Source organism: Lactobacillus sp. YT155, from assembly GCF_030504545.1.
Taxonomy (GTDB): Bacteria; Bacillota; Bacilli; order Lactobacillales; family Lactobacillaceae; genus BQUT01.
Genome location: NZ_JAUKWP010000006.1, coordinates 42,029 through 59,345, shown reverse-complemented (window position 1 = coordinate 59,345; position 17,317 = coordinate 42,029). Strand labels below are relative to the sequence as shown.

Annotated in this window: 12 protein-coding genes; all 12 read right to left on the bottom strand. The window is 35.1% G+C overall.

Going from position 1 to position 17,317, the window contains the following annotated elements; genetic code table 11:
• Positions 1-40: 40 nt before the first annotated feature.
• Positions 41-1,054 (bottom strand): ornithine carbamoyltransferase, encoded by a 1,014-nt coding sequence (gene argF / locus Q2T76_RS07445; protein WP_302084907.1) that lies wholly within the window; start codon positions 1,052-1,054, stop codon positions 41-43.
• 13 nt (positions 1,055-1,067) lie between these two features.
• The gene (gene arcA / locus Q2T76_RS07440) at positions 1,068-2,303 is read right to left on the bottom strand and encodes an arginine deiminase (RefSeq protein ID WP_302084906.1); all 1,236 of its coding nucleotides are present in this window, start codon (positions 2,301-2,303) and stop codon (positions 1,068-1,070) included.
• Between the two features lie 193 nt (positions 2,304-2,496).
• Positions 2,497-5,130, bottom strand: coding sequence for a bacterial Ig-like domain-containing protein (locus tag Q2T76_RS07435; protein ID WP_302084905.1), 2,634 nt, complete (start codon positions 5,128-5,130; stop codon positions 2,497-2,499).
• Between the two features lie 283 nt (positions 5,131-5,413).
• A complete protein-coding gene (locus tag Q2T76_RS07430) occupies positions 5,414-5,767 on the bottom strand; it encodes a MarR family winged helix-turn-helix transcriptional regulator (protein ID WP_302084904.1) in 354 nt (117 codons plus the stop codon).
• Positions 5,768-5,800: 33 nt separating this feature from the next.
• Positions 5,801-8,329, bottom strand: a complete 2,529-nt coding sequence (locus Q2T76_RS07425) for a BspA family leucine-rich repeat surface protein (protein WP_302084903.1) — start codon at positions 8,327-8,329, stop codon at positions 5,801-5,803.
• Positions 8,330-8,341: 12 nt separating this feature from the next.
• Positions 8,342-8,743, bottom strand: a complete 402-nt coding sequence (locus Q2T76_RS07420) for a hypothetical protein (RefSeq protein ID WP_302084902.1) — start codon at positions 8,741-8,743, stop codon at positions 8,342-8,344.
• Entirely contained in the window at positions 8,736-10,115 is a 1,380-nt protein-coding gene (locus Q2T76_RS07415; RefSeq protein ID WP_302084901.1) for a helix-turn-helix domain-containing protein, read from the bottom strand. Before Q2T76_RS07415 ends, Q2T76_RS07420 begins: the two co-directional genes overlap by 8 nt.
• Positions 10,116-11,126: 1,011 nt before the next feature.
• On the bottom strand, positions 11,127-12,587 hold the full coding sequence (locus Q2T76_RS07410) for an LPXTG cell wall anchor domain-containing protein (RefSeq protein WP_302084900.1): 1,461 nt from the start codon (positions 12,585-12,587) through the stop codon (positions 11,127-11,129).
• Between the two features lie 204 nt (positions 12,588-12,791).
• Positions 12,792-13,823, bottom strand: a complete 1,032-nt coding sequence (gene queA / locus Q2T76_RS07405) for a tRNA preQ1(34) S-adenosylmethionine ribosyltransferase-isomerase QueA (RefSeq protein ID WP_302084899.1) — start codon at positions 13,821-13,823, stop codon at positions 12,792-12,794.
• A gap of 8 nt (positions 13,824-13,831) precedes the next feature.
• Positions 13,832-14,836, bottom strand: coding sequence for a Holliday junction branch migration DNA helicase RuvB (gene ruvB / locus Q2T76_RS07400; protein WP_302084950.1), 1,005 nt, complete (start codon positions 14,834-14,836; stop codon positions 13,832-13,834).
• Positions 14,837-14,864: 28 nt separating this feature from the next.
• Entirely contained in the window at positions 14,865-15,446 is a 582-nt protein-coding gene (gene ruvA, locus Q2T76_RS07395; RefSeq protein ID WP_302084898.1) for a Holliday junction branch migration protein RuvA, read from the bottom strand.
• Positions 15,447-17,303 (bottom strand): DNA mismatch repair endonuclease MutL, encoded by a 1,857-nt coding sequence (gene mutL, locus Q2T76_RS07390; RefSeq protein WP_302084897.1) that lies wholly within the window; start codon positions 17,301-17,303, stop codon positions 15,447-15,449.
• Positions 17,304-17,317 lie beyond the last annotated feature (14 nt).

Sequence of the window (17,317 nt, the reverse complement as noted above, 5' to 3'; positions counted from 1 at the left end):
AAAACAAAGTTTTGTTACCAGCCCCTCTTTAAACTATTTTTTATGCATGTGGAATAAATAAATTACCCAACGTAGCAGCCATAATAGCTTTGATTGAATGCATTCTGTTTTCTGCTTCCTCGAATTGACGAGCATGTTTACTTCTGAATGCTTCATCAGTGATTTCCATTTCTTTGATTCCGAATTCGTCATAGATCTTCTTACCATATTCGGTTTCTGTGTCATGGAATGCTGGTAGACAGTGCATGATAATCATGTCATCGTTGCCAGTTTTCTTAACCATATCCATGTTGATTTGGTATGGTTGAAGCATCTTAACTCTTTCGTCGAACTTGTCTTCTTCACCCATGGATACCCAAACATCCGTGTACAATACATCTGAGCCTTTAACACCTTCATCAACGTTTGAAGTAATCATGTTCTTGCTACCAGTCTTCTTAGCGTAGCCTTCTGCAAGATCTTGAACTTCTTTTGTTGGTTGTAGTGAATCAGGAGCAACAATATGAATATTTACACCGAGCATTGAGCCAGTGACAAGTAAACTGTTAGCCATGTTGTTACGACCGTCACCAACATAAGTTAAAGTGATTCCTTCAAGTTTGCCAAAGTTTTCTTTAACAGTCATGAAGTCAGCAATCATTTGTGTTGGATGCCATTCGTCAGTCAAACCGTTCCATACTGGAACTCCTGAATACTTAGCCAAGTCTTCAACAACTTTTTGACTAAATCCACGGAATTCAATTCCATCGAACATGCTTCCCAAAACTTTACCAGTATCTTCAACTGATTCTTTCTTACCTAATTGGATGTCATCTTTTCCTAAGAATTCTGGATGAGCACCTAGGTCGATTGCAGCAGTTGTAAATGCTGAACGAGTTCTAGTTGAGTTCTTTTCGAATAGTAAGGCAATGTTCTTACCTTCTAGATAGTGATGAGGGATTCCTCTTTTTTTCAAATCCTTTAGGTGTAATGAGAAATTGATTAAATATTCTAATTCCTCTTTGGTGAAATCTTTTTCAGCTAATAAGCTTCTTCCTTGAAATATACTTGTCATTTTAATGCTCCTATTATTTATTTAAATCTTCTCTTACTAATGGCATACTCATGCAACGAGGGCCGCCACGACCACGTGATAATTCACTTGATAGAACTTCAATAACCTTAATGCCTTGGCTTCTTAGAATTTCATTTGATACATAGTTACGATCATATGTAACAACCACACCAGGGGCAATTGCTAAAGTATTTGAACCATCATTCCATTGTTCTCTTGGTGCTACAACTGCGTCACCGCCACCACAAGGAATTAATGTTAGTTCTGGTTGGCCTAGAGCTTCACTAAGAGCTTTTTGTAGGTCAGTTCCGTGACTAATTTTCACACCATTGTTGCCATCTGATTCAAGGGTAAAGACATCAATTTGTCCACCTTTTCCTTGAATACCTGGATGAATAGTGAATTTGTCATAGTCAATCATTGTAAATACGGTATCTAAATGCATCATTGCATGGTTATGAGGAATCTTAATAGCTAGAACTTTTTCAAATCCTGAATGTTCATTGAACAAGACAGTAGCTAATTCTTCAATTGATTGTGCTGAAGTTCTTTGTGAAATACCAATAGCTAGAACTTTGTCACTAAGGATTAATTCATCCCCACCTTCAATACGATCTAGATGGTTACGATCACGCCATACACTAGCTTCTCCAGTACCAAATCTTGGATGGTGAGCCATAATAACTTCCATGAACATTGATTCTCTTTGACGAGCTTCGAATGTCATTCTGTTAATTGTTAGACCATCACCCATTGCTGCTGCAGGGTCTCTAGTGAAGTAAAGGTTAGGCATTGGGTCCATAAAGAATGGATATTCATCATCTGCACTTAAATCAATCAAGGCTTTTGATTTAACATCAATTTCATTTGTACGGACACCAGCCATAATCTTTTCAACCATGTCTAATGTTTCCATTGATAGAAGATATTCTCTCAAAGCTTCTCTAATTGAATCAGATTTGATATTTGATTCTGAAAGCATCTTGTCTAAGAATTCTTCCTTAACGTTACCAGCATCAATAGCTTCTGCTGCTAAGTTTTCTAGATACACAACTTCGATACCATTGTCTTGAAGAGTTTTGGCAAAGAAATCATGTTCCTTTTGAATAGTTGGTAAATATGGAATATCGTCAAATAACAAACGATACATAATATCAGGAGTAATGTTTTCAACTTCCCTACCTGGGCGTTTCAACATTACTGTCTTCAATTTTCCAATTTCAGAAAATACATGAATGGGACTTGTCATCGTGATACCTCCTTGTATTTGTTTACGAGCTTAAGATAACGCTTACAAAAATTTAATGTTGGAAATCGCTCGCAAAGAAACTGTGAACTACTTCACAGTTTGACTAGTCAATTCTTTGTATTCGTTGGTATGATTAGGTTTTTAGACACAAAAAAAGAATTAACATTTTTGTTAATTCTTTTTTATTCCAGCATTAGTAAATACGTTTCTTAGCCACTAGAGATAGTGCTGATAGTAAAACTAGTACTCCACCTAAATACATTACTGAACTGAGTGAGATATTTTCACCTGTTTTTGGTAATGATTTCTTTGAGTTATTATCATCATTCTTTGGTATGGATGACGAAGGATCTGCAGGTAAAGTGGGTGTATTAGTATTTGGATTGACCGGCTTTGTTGGCGTATTAGTATTTGGACTAACTGGTTTTGTCGGTGTGTTTGTTTTTGGACTAACTGGTTTCGTCGGGGTATTCGTGTTTGGACTAACCGGTTTTGTTGGTGTATTCGTATTTGGATTTACCGGTTTTGTTGGTGTATTAGTGTTTGGACTCACCGGTCTTGTTGGTGTATTAGTGTTTGGACTAACTGGTTTTGTCGGGGTATTCGTGTTTGGACTCACCGGTTTTGTTGGTGTGTTTGTATTTGGATTTACTGGTTTTGTTGGTGTGTTCGTATTTGGATTTACTGGTTTTGTTGGCGTGTTCGTATTTGGATTGACTGGTTTTGTTGGCGTGTTCGTATTTGGATTTACTGGTTTTGTTGGAGTGTTAGTATTTGGATTTACTGGTTTTGTTGGTGTGTTTGTCTTTGGATTTACTGGTTTTGTTGGTGTGTTCGTATTTGGATTGACCGGCTTTGTTGGTGTATTAGTATTTGGATTTACTGGTTTTGTTGGCGTGTTCGTATTTGGATTTACTGGATTTGTTGGCGTGTTCGTATATGGATTTTCAGGTATTGTTGGCGTGTTCGTATATGGATTTTCAGGTATTGTTGGCGTGTTCGTATATGGATTTTCAGGTATTGTTGGCGTGTTCGTATATGGATTTTCAGGTATTGTTGGCGTGTTCGTATATGGATTTACTGGATTTGTTGGTGTGTTTGTCTTTGGATTTACTGGTTTAGTTGGCGTGTTCGTATTAGGATTTACTGGTTTTGTGGGCGTGTTCGTATTTGGATTTACTGGTTTTGTTGGCGTGTTCAAAGTGGGCTTCACAATAATAATTGCTTTTGCCGACGAATCTTGATATGAATATGTGACTTCATAGACTCCTGGTTTTAGCGTATTGACTTCACCTTCAATTTTTCCATTTCTTTCAATTTCATCAAAATCAACTGAGTTACCATCCATATCTAAAGTACTATCCCAATTGTCTTGAGGTTTCCATTCATCACCAACATAGATTTCAGAATTATGAACAACCATCGCAGTTTGGTTGCGCTTATAGGTATATGTGACTGTAATAGGGTCTCCCCCAAAAATGCCCGAAGCGTTATCTGGTAATTTATTAATATCTAAGTGATAGTTTTCATTGTTATATTTAATTTCATCAAGTTTATATTGTGGAGTTGAAGCATCGTACGCTTCTCCTTCAGAATTACCAGTGATTATTTGATCGTCATGAATTGAATTTCCTTCTTCATCAATATATCTCACCGTAACTGGTTGAAGATTCTTAACTTCATATGGCACTCTAAGATAAGTAATACCTTGCGTACCCTCAGGTGACGTATTATATGAAAGTTGTAAAATGGCACTATTTGTACCTACTTTTGTTGTGTCAGGTTTCTTATACCAACTAACTTGGGCGTTGTCTGTAGGAACTGTTTGTACCTCCCCATTCTCACCCTCAACAGTTATTGTATCTTTTAGCAATTGAATTGGATTAGTTATTCTAGAATCCGTGTCATTTCCAACAGTAAATATTTCGTTGCTTGAGTTTTTTAAGCTTGCAACAGCACTTAAAGTATACGGATTTCCAGTTGATTTATCATCAAGATTCATTCCTAATCGCCAGTAACGATAAGATGTTGTCAAATCACCCCACTTAGCTTCGTAGTTACTAAACATACTACTGTCGACATCTTTCACATTTCCAACTGTTGAAGAATCTGCAGGCCCGATATTTAGTAATTTTAACGATGTGGAGTTTTCGTGATAATCAGACGTCATTCCATCATAAATAACTCCTAGATTGTTTCCATTTTGTGACTTAAACAAATCCGGCTTATATGTTTCTTGATCTTTTATATAAATATTGTCTTGAAGCGGTTTAATTTGGTGAAGAATATATCTACTTCTTTCTGTTTCATTCATTCCCTTCAATTCATCCGATGTCGGTATTCCATCTTGGTCTTTTACCGAATCATATATTAATGTTTTCCCTATTACTTGTCTTGATTTAGCATCAATAACTCCTAAATATATTTTTCCGTAAGGAATTTCAGACCTGAAGCCGTCATCATATTGAGAACTCTGAAAACTCGTGAATTTAACATTCATAGTTCGTATTGTATTCCAGTCAGAACTGCTTAACTGTTCTTGTAGTTCTGATTCTTGCTCATCTTTAGCCCTGTTTATCCCTTTCTCCATAATTTCGTTTCCGAGATCGCCATTAGTATCTGGGAGTGGATATGTCACACTTGGTATCTTATTCGTTTTATTAGCAATATTACTCTTAGGTGCGATTTTTCGATGATTTATGGCACTCGCATTATCTGATTTCGAACTAGAACTAGCAAATGCTTGTACACTATTTAAGACTGGGGCAGATATTAATAAAGTCAGTGCGGAATAAGTTAATAAATTTGTTTTTGTCTTTTTTTTCATTTCTTCTCCTCTATACTTTTTAATTTTTTCTCTCTAATTACGGCTAAAATGTTATCACTATTTTTATATTTAATGCAATAATTATTTGTGTTTTCGCTTACATTTTTAACATTTTCTTATTTGAAATCCCCTATATAATAGCTTTTCTGACATATTTTTCGTCATCAAATAATATAAATTATTTTATATTAACACCCTATAGTTATCACCCTCTATATAATTTCTGTATGATTTTAAATCGTGAATATTTGAACACAAAAAAAGAGCTGTTTTTCACAACTCTTTATAATTCATCGGCTATATTTAATTTACTTATTTCCAACTCTATTTCTTCAATTGCTTTCTTTGCTTCATCAGTAGGTACAATTACCACTCGCCGTTGATCTTCTTCAGTCCCATAAACTTTTTTTATCAGTTTCTTGGATTGTAATATTTTCAACGCCCGTGACATTGAAGACTTAGATATTTCTAACGCTTCTCCAAGATCAGAAATTGTACTAAATTCTTCATTCACAAAGTGAACTAATACCTCATATTGAAAAAAAGAAATCCCCTGTTTGCCAGTTATTGTCTCAAGTTCTCGTAAGACTTTATTCTGATGAATAAACCAGCGATCTACCATATTTATGTGATTCATTTCGCAATTCCCCCCGGATGCTTAATGCACTTCTTACTCTCTTACATTTTGATAAATAATTGTTTTGTTATCTGCTACTAAAATCCCCGTTTGATTTCTGGGCTTCTCAATTAATTCGTAGCCAGCAATCTCTTTAGCTTCAGATGTATATTTTGATCCTGCAGTACCACTAATGACTTCATCATTAGCAATTTCATGTCCTTGTTCATCTACATACTTAACAATAACAGTAGACTTCTTATCAATTTGTTGTTGCTCTTTTTTGACATGAACTTTCACAGTCTTTGTCTGGCCATCACTGGCTTTAATCAATACCTCGTAGTCCCCGATTTGATTGACATTAACTTTTGACTTATCAATTGTTAATAGAAGATTCTTCCCATCTTTATCTGTTGCTTTAGCTGCAAACTCACTATCAGCTGGCATTTTAGATCCAACTTTAATTGTGACATCTTGAGCTTGAATTTTTCTTTGGTCAGCTTTTACATGTACTTTAACTAACTTAGTCTGGTGATCTGCTGTTTTAAGTTCAACATTATAATCGCCAGCTTGTGTCATATTCACTTGCGACTTATCAATTGAAACTGCAACCTCTTCACCGGTCTTATCTGTGGCTGAAGCCTTGAATTCTGAATCCGCAGGCATTTTATCACCAACGTACTTGGTCACATCTTGTCCAGTTACTTTTTGTTGATTATCTTTTACTTCAACAGTTACTGTCTTAATTTGTCCATCATCACTTGTTAGTAAGACATCATATCGACCTGCTTCGTTCATATTAATCTTGGTTTTATCAAAATGAACACCAGTGGTTTGGCCTTTTTTATCCCTTGCCAAAGCTTTAAATTCTGAATCATTGGGAAGAGTATCACCAACATATTTAACTAGATTTGAGCCAGTCAATATTTGTTGGTTTTGCAAAACCGTAACTGTTGCTTCAGCAGTAACGCCATGATATCGATATTGTATTTTGTATTCACCGATTCTATTGGTGTCGACATTCCCTTTAATCAATCCGTTTCTTTGAAATTCTTCAAAACTGACTGATTCATCGTTTTCATCAATCGTCTGATCCCAATTGTCTTGTGGTTTCCAACTGTCACCAGTATAAATTATGGAATTATGAACTTTAATTTGTGACGCTTTTTTACTATATATATAAGTTATAACCAGTTCTTGGTTGGAGAATTTCCCCTCAGCTTCTCCACCTTGAACTTCCTTAAATTCATATCCGGCAAATTTCTTTTGTTCAGTGGAATAATTCTCACCAACGTTACCGGATAAGACAACATCTTCACACAAAGTTTTTCCAGATTCATCAACATATCTAACTGTGATGTTTTTACCAACTGTCTGCCAAACATAAGTATCAGCATCCTTACTTCCATCATAGTTTTTCATCAATTCAGCTGAACTCCAAATGTTACTACCTCGAGGAGTATCTGCTTCGCCGTCACCTAGATTAATCCATTTACCAGTATTGACACTATTTCTAACAATCTCTGGTAGGCTTGCGGTAGTGTCACGGAATTTGAATTTCTTTCCCAATTTCAATTGTCTAAGAACATTATTATTTTGAAGCATCCCATTTATGCTGGTGACGTTTTTGGTATCAAACCCACTCAAATCCAATGTTTCTAGCTTCTTCATATAATAAAACATCGTATTCATATTGGTTGCTTTTGAAGTATCAAAACTGCTTACATCTATTGATTTTAATGAAGCATCATAGGCAAACATTGCACTAAAATCGGTTACGTTACTAGTATCGAAATTGCTGACATCAACTGATTTCAATGAATCATTCCCAAGAAACATGCTTCCCATAGAAGTTGCTTTACTGGTATCGAAGTTACTAACATCGATTGAAGTTAAGCTATTATCATAAGCAAACATTGCCTGGAATGCCGTAACATTGCTAGTATCAAAGCCACTCACATCAACTGAAGTTAAACTAGGATTATTCAAGAACATGTTTGCCATATTAGTAACATTGGAAGTATCAAAATTACTTACATCAACGGAAGTTAAGGCACGATCCTCACTAAACATGTTTGCCATACTAGTTACATTACTAGTATCAAATCCAGACAAATCAAGTGTTTTAAGTGATGTCATATTCTGAAACATTCCGTACATATTTCTTACACGTGAAGTATCCAGATTTAACATGCCATCAATAGTAGTAACTTTGTTTAGTCCTTGAAACATTACAACTAAATCACCGGCTACAAGCTTGTCAGTAATAACAATCTTATTAATCTTATCGGCGTAGTCCTTAAATGGACGCATATTATCGCTAGCATTTGAATTAGGCATAACCCCAGGACCAATATAAAGAATCCCTTGATCATCAATTCGCCAAGATGAGGTCCCAATAGTTCCATTGGCTATGTCACTAGCTTGAGGTTTTAATTTTCCTTTTTGGGACGAGCCAATACTTTGCTCACTTGCTTGAACATAGGTATTATAAGTCATCATAAATTGCGAGGTGACTGTTAAAAATATCAATAAGTATTTTAAAAGCGCCCACAAATTAATGTAATTTCCCTTTTTACGCATTTTAAATTTCCCCTAAATATCTAACTGACTACTTTGACTAAAAAAGTCGTCACTACTTTGTCCCATTAGGAATTTCCCTGACAAAGCTTTAGCTACTTGAGCAGCTTCACTTCCGATAAACCCACCAGGACCACCACCAGAATGTCCACCATTTTGGACACTCGTTACTACCGATTGAACTTTATGGAAATCTTTTTTCTTTTTGTATTTATAGACAACTTTTTTTACATCTTTATCATCAACTCTTGCGGTGACTTTCTTTTCGAGTTTTTTGCTATTTCTACGAAAATCAGTCAACTCAATTTGAGTCTTTATTTCTTTGTTGTCTTCAGAATTATTATGAAGCCCAATAGTCGCCTGACTTATCAGAAAAACTCCGACAATTGACCCGTAAACATATCTTCTCTTATTCATTTCTATTCCCCTTTAGCATGATTACAGTGTCAGCGAATTGTGCCCAATCACTATCGATTGGCGGACTTTTCCAAATCATCTGTATGCTATTTATATCTGAATTACTAAAATCGGAAATGTAAATATCGATATCATCGCTTAAACTATCTACGATTTGAATATTTAAATATCTAAAATACGCGATATTTTCTTTGATGAAACTGTTGTAATTATCCCCACCTGAAAAATCAACTACTACTTTGACCGCATTCTCGAAGTTTTGAATCTCTTTAAACGACAACAAACAAAACATGAAATCATAATACAAACTCAACTTGTCGGTATTAGAAAGTTTGCGATCATCCACTCGATTCAATTTTTCAACAAATTCGTGAACTAATTTGTGTAAGAATGGATAACTTTGTTCGAGAAACCTAAACTGTGAAATAGAGATAAAAGTAGTGCTAGTTAAGTAAAAATTGTGCCATCTCTGCGAAATGATACTGATTTTACTACTTAATTCACGATAAGATTCCAATTTAGAAGCATGAAGTTTATCTTCTAACAAGGATGTGAATCGTTGTTCCAATTCAGTAGCTTCTATCTTGTCTTGAACTTCCTTCACATCGATATCAACTAAGCGATTAAGAATTAAGTAGAGTGATAGATATTGCAGCTCATTGTCGTTGAAAAACTTCTTCTTATTAGAAAGCTCAACAATTGGTATGTTGGTTAACTCGTTAATGTCGTGTTCATTTCTGATTCGACAAATTTGAATTCCCAACAAAATTTTCAACTGTGCCATTTTCACTTTGGAAGGATTAACTATTTCAATTTCTGCTAAATAATTTTCAATTGATTCAGCTGTTCGCTTTGGAAATGGCGATTCAATTCCCCCGAAGTATTCAAACAGTAATTTAAAGTAAAAACTACGAACTTCTTTTTCTGGTCCAATAATTTTTGAAGATTTCACTTTCAGGTTCAATTCTGAAAGTAGATCATTTATGTCGGTTTGTAGGTTATAGACAGACGACGAACTCATGTAGTTGACTTCGGCAAATTCAGATGTGGTTAGGTTTTCAAATAAGCCCACTTTAACTAAGAAGTTAGCGGCAACTGATGCTTTAAAGTACATCAATCTTAATATTTGATAATCCTCTGAAGATAAGTCATCAGAGACAATATATTTATTATCATCAACCTCTATTGTGGATTTTAGTTCTTTAGTATCTTTAATTAGCCCTTCAATCAGTTTATTAAACTTAAATTCTGATAGTTCAATTTGGTTTCTCAATTCATTGACTGAATAGGCTGAATTATGGCTCAATTGAAGCAGTTGATAGATAAATAATTTATAACGATCATCGTTTTCTAAAAGACTGTCTAATTCCATTAATTCACCCACATAATGTACTAATTATAATATTAACTAAGTAAATATTTCTCCAAGTGTTTTTTCAAATGACACAAAAAAATTGGAATCGCTCAGATATACTATTTTAATTAAACCAAAAGAAAAGCACAACCCTTGTAATGAATACTTGAGAGTGCTTCCTACCCCGAAACATATTTAAAATGTAGTACAATTTAGTGACTAATTCAACTGTTTAGTCTCTATTCAAATAAATGAATCACATAGAATTACTATTAATTAGTACCTTCTTGCGGTATCTACAATCAGTATGCTTCCCATTTTATACATTATTGTCTAATCAAAAGATTATCCCCCTTTGATATATCTTCTAAATAGGCAATTGAAAATTTGTGTATCTTATATTCAAATAGCTTTCGTGTCAGCTATTTCTCCTCAGCTACATTTAGTTCGTAGCAACCGAATATTGTGTTCCCCCTAATATTTCCCAAAAACGAGCAGTAAATACATACCGCACTAATTATAATAAAGGGTAACTGAGTATAATTGTTACAATCATTTTTTGAATTTTCCAAAAAAAATTGGAATTTTTGAAAAATTGAAATTTAAAAACGCCATTTTTGCACTTTGTGCTACAATTAAATTAGCAATAAAAAAGACACGGTGATAGCACACCGTATCTTTGGTAACAGAATTGCGCTGGTTGGTAAGACTACTTGTTCAAGTAGTCTTTTTTGATGCGATCAATTAAGTCCAGTAAATCATTTGCTAGATGCTTAATCGAATAATCGATCAAAATGAGCACTAAAAAGATACTCATTACTATTCCTTTCAACGTTTTTTTGCACTCAATCATCTCCATTTCGTTTTTAAGACGAGGGACGACGGAACGCAAAACTATTACCATAAATAAGTTACGCAACTTATTTTGAATTGAGTTCCACCTTACAAAATAAGTTTCTAAAGAAAAAGACCAATAGGAATGAACTTCCCATCGGTCTTTTTTAGTATTTATATTCTAAACAAAAGTTATTATGCTCTTTTACGGTTCAAAACATAAGCAGCTGTCAAACCGCTAAGTAATACTAATCCTGAAATTGCCATTAATGAAGTGTCTTTTTCACCTGTTTTTGGTAATTTCTTAGTAACAACTGTTACTTTTTTGCTTGGTTTGTTATTACTTGGTTTGTCTGTATGTGGTCCAGGTAGGACTGTCACAACTTGGGTATTACTTACATTATCTGGTAAATAAGTGTATTTAACTTTGTATTGACCAGCTTTTGAAGTATCTACCTTACCAGTAATTTTGACATCTTTACTGTTTACAGCAACAGTTTTTTCCAAATGATCATAAACAGTTACATCTTTGGTATTATCCCATTTGCTATTCAATGGCAAAGTATAGTCTTTAGTATTAACAACTTCACGCAAACTTACATGGAGTTGGCCAGGCTTTAGAGCATCATTTTCAATTTTTGGTGTTGAATTTACTGTTACGTAACCAGAAAAATAAAATTCTTGTAGTTTTGAAGTATCATTTAAATCAACTAACGTCGAGTAACCATCGTTTCTGATACTATCTTGGATATTTTTCAGATTAATGTAGAAACGCCCACCATAATAAAGATTAGATTCATTAGGCATCTTACCATTAAAATAATCATAAACATCAAAGTTATCGTAATAAATCTCATTGGCAGAATTTTGAACTGGTAATAATTTCTGAATTTTTTCCGGTGCCTTTATATAAGCACCATCAGCATTTTTCTTTAACACACCTAAGTAATGTTGACTAGAAGTTTTATAATCACTCTTAATTGGTTTAGTTAAATGAACTTGAAGGTAACCCATTCCAGATGCTCCAGCTTCAATATCATAAGTTATTTCTAAAACAGAAGCAGGAAAATAAGCTTGTTCAATATCAAAGTTTTCAAGTTGTAATTTAAGTGGCATGGTTATTTTAAATTCTGAACCAGCTTTCAAAGTACCTTTTACTTGAATTGAGGTTAATTGATTTGCCTTAGTTGCATCCCAATCACCATAAGCGCTTTTATTGAATGAGTATTTAATCGTCATTCCTTCTGGAGCCTTCAATTCTGATCCATTATATACAGCCAATTGTTTATCAGTAGATGTTGCTTTGCTTGATTGAGCAGGCAACGAATAATCAACTGTTACATCCTTATCGTCTCCAGTAGTATTTTTCATATGCGCAATTTGGTCAACAGAGCTTGGATTAGAAGTGACATCCAAATCTGAATGTGCCTTCATAAATGTGTCCCTTGTGGAGAAGAATGAGTTTTCTCCGTTTAAGCTCATATATGTACCTACTTGAAGACCATCCTTGACATCTTCAGTTTTCCCTAGTGGCCATTCACCATTAAATATGGTTGAACTGGCAGCATTAACATTTGTAATACTTCCAAAGGCCATAATAATTGTTACAAAACTCAATATTAAAAGAGTGAACAATTTATTAGTTCTTATCTTCATTTTAAAATCCCCCTAGATTTCCCTAAATGAGTGGTAAATTATTTACCACGTAAATAATGATAGTTGTTAATATGTTTCTAATGTTACAATCATTTTTTGATATTTTAGAAAATTTTTGGAATTTTCGAAACATACTCGCTTCTACCCAAATAAAAAAAGACTAGAATCGAATGGATTCTAGTCTTTTTTTTAGTATTCATATTCTTACTTCACAAACATTGCATCGCCAAAACTAAAGAAACGATACTCCTCATCAATTGCATGTTGATACGCATTCAAAATATTTTCTCTTCCAGTAAATGATGCTACTAACATCACCAAAGTTGACTTTGGCAAATGGAAATTAGTTATAAAGTGATCAACTACTTTCCATTCGTAACCAGGTTTAATAAAAATATCTGTCCAGCCATTATCAGCCTTAATCTCGCCATTGAACTTCGTGCCAATGGTTTCCAAAGTTCTAATTGATGTTGTTCCAGTAGCAACAATCTTACCACCATTTGCTTTAACATCCCTGAGTGTTTGAGCTGATTCTTCATCTAATCGGTAGAATTCAGAATGCATCTTATGCTTTTCAACATCTGATTCTGACACTGGACGAAATGTTCCTAAACCAACATGAAGGGTTAAATAAACTAATTTGATTCCCTTATCTTCAACTTTTTGGAGTAAGTCTTTGGTCCAATGGAATCCAGCAGTTGGTGCTGCTGCCGAACCAATTTCTTTAGCATAAACGGTTTGATAACGATCTGGATCATCAAGACGTTCTTTAATATATGGAGGTAATGGCATTTCACCAAGTTGTTCCAAAATTTCCATAAAAATTCCATCATAATGAAATTCGATAATTTTACCACCATGATCAAGTTCTTCAAGTACTGTGGCAGTCAATTGTCCGTCACCAAAAGTTACTTCGGTGCCAACAGGAGCCTTACGAGCAGGTTTCATCAAAACTTCCCACTTATCACCTTCAATGTTATTTAAGAGCAACACTTCCATGTGGGCATCGGTATCGGTCTTAGTTCCATATAATCTTGCTGGCAAAACCTTACTATCATTCATTACCACTGCATCACCGGGATTTAAGTAATCAATAATTTCATAAAAATGGTGGTCTTCATATTCACCAGTTTTGTGATCTAAGACCAACAAACGTGATTGATCACGATTCTTGATTGGTGTTTGTGCAATTAATTCTTCAGGTAAATTATAGTCAAAATCTTCAGTACTTAACATCTATTCTCCTAATCTTGGGGATAGGGAATTCCCAAATGGTCATAGCCTTTTTGGGTTACCATCCTACCTCGAGGTGTTCTTTTTAAAAATCCTAATTGCATTAAATATGGCTCATAAACCGCCTCAATAGTCTCTTGTTCCTCACCAATGTTGGCAGCAATTGTTTTAAGACCTAGTGGTCCACCATGATAAAGTTCAATCATCATCTTCAAAATCTTCCGGTCGACTTGATCTAAACCATTACTATCAACTTGTAATTGGTCAAGTGAACTCTTAGCAATTTGCTCGTCAATAACATTTTGCCCAGATACTTCGGCAAAATCACGAACGCGCTTCAATAAGCGGTTGGCAATTCTAGGTGTACCACGTGAACGGCGAGCAATTTCATAAGCCCCTTCTTGAACGATTTCCATACCTAAAACATCTGCTGAACGTTGAACAATCTGCATCAATTCTTCGTTGGTATAATAATTCATTCGTTGGACAATTCCAAAACGATCTCGCAAGGGAGCCGATAATTGTCCGGCTCTAGTAGTTGCGCCAATCAGAGTAAATGGTGGCAAGGTATAGTGAATTGGATGGGCTTCAGAACCTTGGCCAACCACAATATCGATATAGAAATCTTCCATTGCCGAATACAAAACTTCTTCGACATTTTTAGGTAGACGGTGAATTTCATCAATAAATAAGACATCCCCTGGCTGTAGCTCTGATAACATCGCCAATAAGTCACCAGCTTTATCAATTGAAGGACCAGTAGTAGTGTGAATTTGAACTTCCAACTCGTTAGCAATAATCATCGCTAACGTTGTTTTACCTAATCCAGGAGGTCCATATAAAAGCACATGATCTAATGCCTCACCACGATTTTTGGTCGCTTGAATATAGACATTCATTTCATGTTTGATTTTTTCTTGACCAATATATTGATCAAGTTTCTTGGGACGAAGAGTGATTTCTTCTTGAACTTCTTCTTCATCATTAGGATTCAAATCAGTTAAATGTTCATCCATATTTTCACTCATATCAGGACCTCCTTTCTTAATTCATTAATAGTTTCAAGCCTTCACGCACATACTCATCAGCAGTGGTTGCATTAGATTCTTTCAACTTATCAGTAATCTTTTTAACATCTTTAGTTGAATAACCAAGTGAAATCAAGGCTTCTAAGCCATCATTAAGTTGTGATGAAGCTGATAAATCAATCTCATTACTATTTTGACTGGCACTAACTTCAAGTTTTCCTTGTAAGTCCAAGACAATTTGTTGTGCCGTCTTCTTACCAACACCTGGGAATTTAATTAAGTAATTAACATCTCCAGATTCGATTGCCGAAAAGACTCCCGAAGTGTCGTTTCCAGCAAGAATAGCAACTGCTGACTTAGGTCCGATTCCTGAAACACTGGTTAACTTTTGGAAAAGTTGTTTCTCTTCCAAGTCAAAGAATCCGTATAACGATTGTTCATTCTCACGAACGATTTGTTCCACGTAGATTATTGCCGATTGTTTTAACTCATAGCGATAAGGATTAGCTACAGTTAACTTATATCCTACACCATTAACATCAAGCACGACATAGCCAGGATAGACAGCGGTAACTTCCCCATTTAAATATTCAAACATTTATATGCTCCGACTTTCATGAGAATCTTGAATTCTCTTAAACATTTTTTCTAAATCTTTATTTGTAAATTGTACCAAAACCGGACGTCCATGAGGACAATTGAATGGGTTTTTGGCTTTGGCTAAATTCTCTAAGAGAACTTTAGCTTGTTGGTCATCTAAATGATGATTTGCCTTAATAGCTCGCTTACAACTCATCATAATAGCAGCATCTTCACGGAATTTGGCAATTGAGATATTCTTATCATTCAAAACATAATCAATTAATTCCTTAGCGGTACCTTCTTCTTGGCCTTTCTTGAACCAAGTTGGATGACTCTGAATCATAAAACTATTTTGTCCAAAGCTCTCAAGATTCAATCCTAGTTCCTTAAACAAGTCTAGTTTATCACTTATTAAGACACTGTCAGAATTTGGATATTCTAGAACAATTGGTACTAATAGTTTCTGTTGGTCTGCTGCCACCTCGCCAATCTCTTTACGATACTTCTCATAGTTAACTCGCTCTTGAGCCGCATGCTGATCGACGAAGTATATTCCGTCTTCACTTTCAGCAATTAAATATGTCCCATGAGCTTGCCCTATATAAAGAAGTTGCGGGAATTTTTGATAAGTTTCTTTTTCTTCATTAAGTTCTTCTTTTAAACGTTGGTCCCATTGTTGCAATCTTGAGGGATCATCGAAGATTGGCGTTGTATTAACAACTTCATCTAAGACTGGTTTAGGTGCTTCAACCACTGGAGTTGAAGTTTCATTTACTTGATTGGTTTCAACTGGTTGCTCTTTATTATAGTCAAATTCCAGTGGCATTGATTCAGGTTTAGCAACTCTTTTGGTTGCTTGAAGGTTTTCCATGGCATCAGGAATTAAATTCAATTGACTAATTGCTTCATCAACTGCTTCACTAACTAGATTTGCTAGTTCATTTTCTTTACTTAAACGAACTTCTTGCTTAGTTGGATGAACATTCACATCTACTAACACTGGATCCATTTGAATATTCAAAATGGTAATTGGAAAACGACCTATCATTAGCTTCGACCCATAGCCACGAATAATTGCACTAGTTAAGGCATAATTTCTAATGAAACGACCATTTAAAATTACCGAAATATAATTTCGATTGGCACGAGTTAGTTCTGGCAAAGATGTGTAACCACTGATTTGATAATCAAGATTCTCACCCTTAAACTTCACTAATTTAGTGGCAATTTCACGACCATAAACCCCCGCAATTGTCTGGTCAAGATTCTGATTACCCGGAGTACGAATCAAATTCTTACCATTGTTCTTAAGCGTAATAGCAACTTCCGGATGCCCTAAAGCGATACGGTTCAAGATGTCGATAATTTTGTTCAGCTCAGTATTTTGACTCTTTAAATACTTCAAGCGCGCTGGCGTATTAAAGAACAAATCGTGAACTTGAATAGTTGTTCCTTTTGGACGAGCAGCGGTTTGTCTAGATAGTAAATTGTTGCCCTCATATTCAACTTTTGTGGCACTACTTCCGTCAGTGCTGGTAAGCATTTCAACTTTAGCAACTGCAACGATACTAGCTAACGCTTCACCACGAAAACCTAAAGTCTTGATGTTAAATAAATCGTTAGTTCCTTTGATTTTGCTGGTGGCATTTCGATGAAAAGCGAGCTCAAGATCATCTTCAGCAATGCCATCACCATTATCGATAATTTCGATACTCTTCAACCCAGCATCTTCAATATCAATTTCTACTTGAGTTGCATGGGCATCAATCGAGTTTTCAACCAGCTCTTTAACTACAGATGCAGGACGTTCAATTACTTCACCAGCAGCAATTTTGTTAGCTAATTCTTCTGATAATTCGTATATCTTACTCAAGATGAGCTCCTTTC

Bases quoted from the DNA above. Each gene is read 5' to 3' on its own strand.
- ruvB (WP_302084950.1), bottom strand. From the start codon at position 14,836: ATGGATGAACATTTAACTGATTTGAATCCTAATGATGAAGAAGAAGTT.
- Q2T76_RS07435 (WP_302084905.1), bottom strand. From the start codon at position 5,130: ATGAAAAAAAAGACAAAAACAAATTTATTAACTTATTCCGCACTGACT.
- arcA (WP_302084906.1), bottom strand. From the start codon at position 2,303: ATGACAAGTCCCATTCATGTATTTTCTGAAATTGGAAAATTGAAGACA.
- Q2T76_RS07410 (WP_302084900.1), bottom strand. From the start codon at position 12,587: ATGAAGATAAGAACTAATAAATTGTTCACTCTTTTAATATTGAGTTTT.
- argF (WP_302084907.1), bottom strand. From the start codon at position 1,054: ATGACAAGTATATTTCAAGGAAGAAGCTTATTAGCTGAAAAAGATTTC.
- Q2T76_RS07415 (WP_302084901.1), bottom strand. From the start codon at position 10,115: ATGGAATTAGACAGTCTTTTAGAAAACGATGATCGTTATAAATTATTT.
- Q2T76_RS07430 (WP_302084904.1), bottom strand. From the start codon at position 5,767: ATGAATCACATAAATATGGTAGATCGCTGGTTTATTCATCAGAATAAA.
- queA (WP_302084899.1), bottom strand. From the start codon at position 13,823: ATGTTAAGTACTGAAGATTTTGACTATAATTTACCTGAAGAATTAATT.
- Q2T76_RS07420 (WP_302084902.1), bottom strand. From the start codon at position 8,743: ATGAATAAGAGAAGATATGTTTACGGGTCAATTGTCGGAGTTTTTCTG.
- ruvA (WP_302084898.1), bottom strand. From the start codon at position 15,446: ATGTTTGAATATTTAAATGGGGAAGTTACCGCTGTCTATCCTGGCTAT.
- Q2T76_RS07425 (WP_302084903.1), bottom strand. From the start codon at position 8,329: ATGCGTAAAAAGGGAAATTACATTAATTTGTGGGCGCTTTTAAAATAC.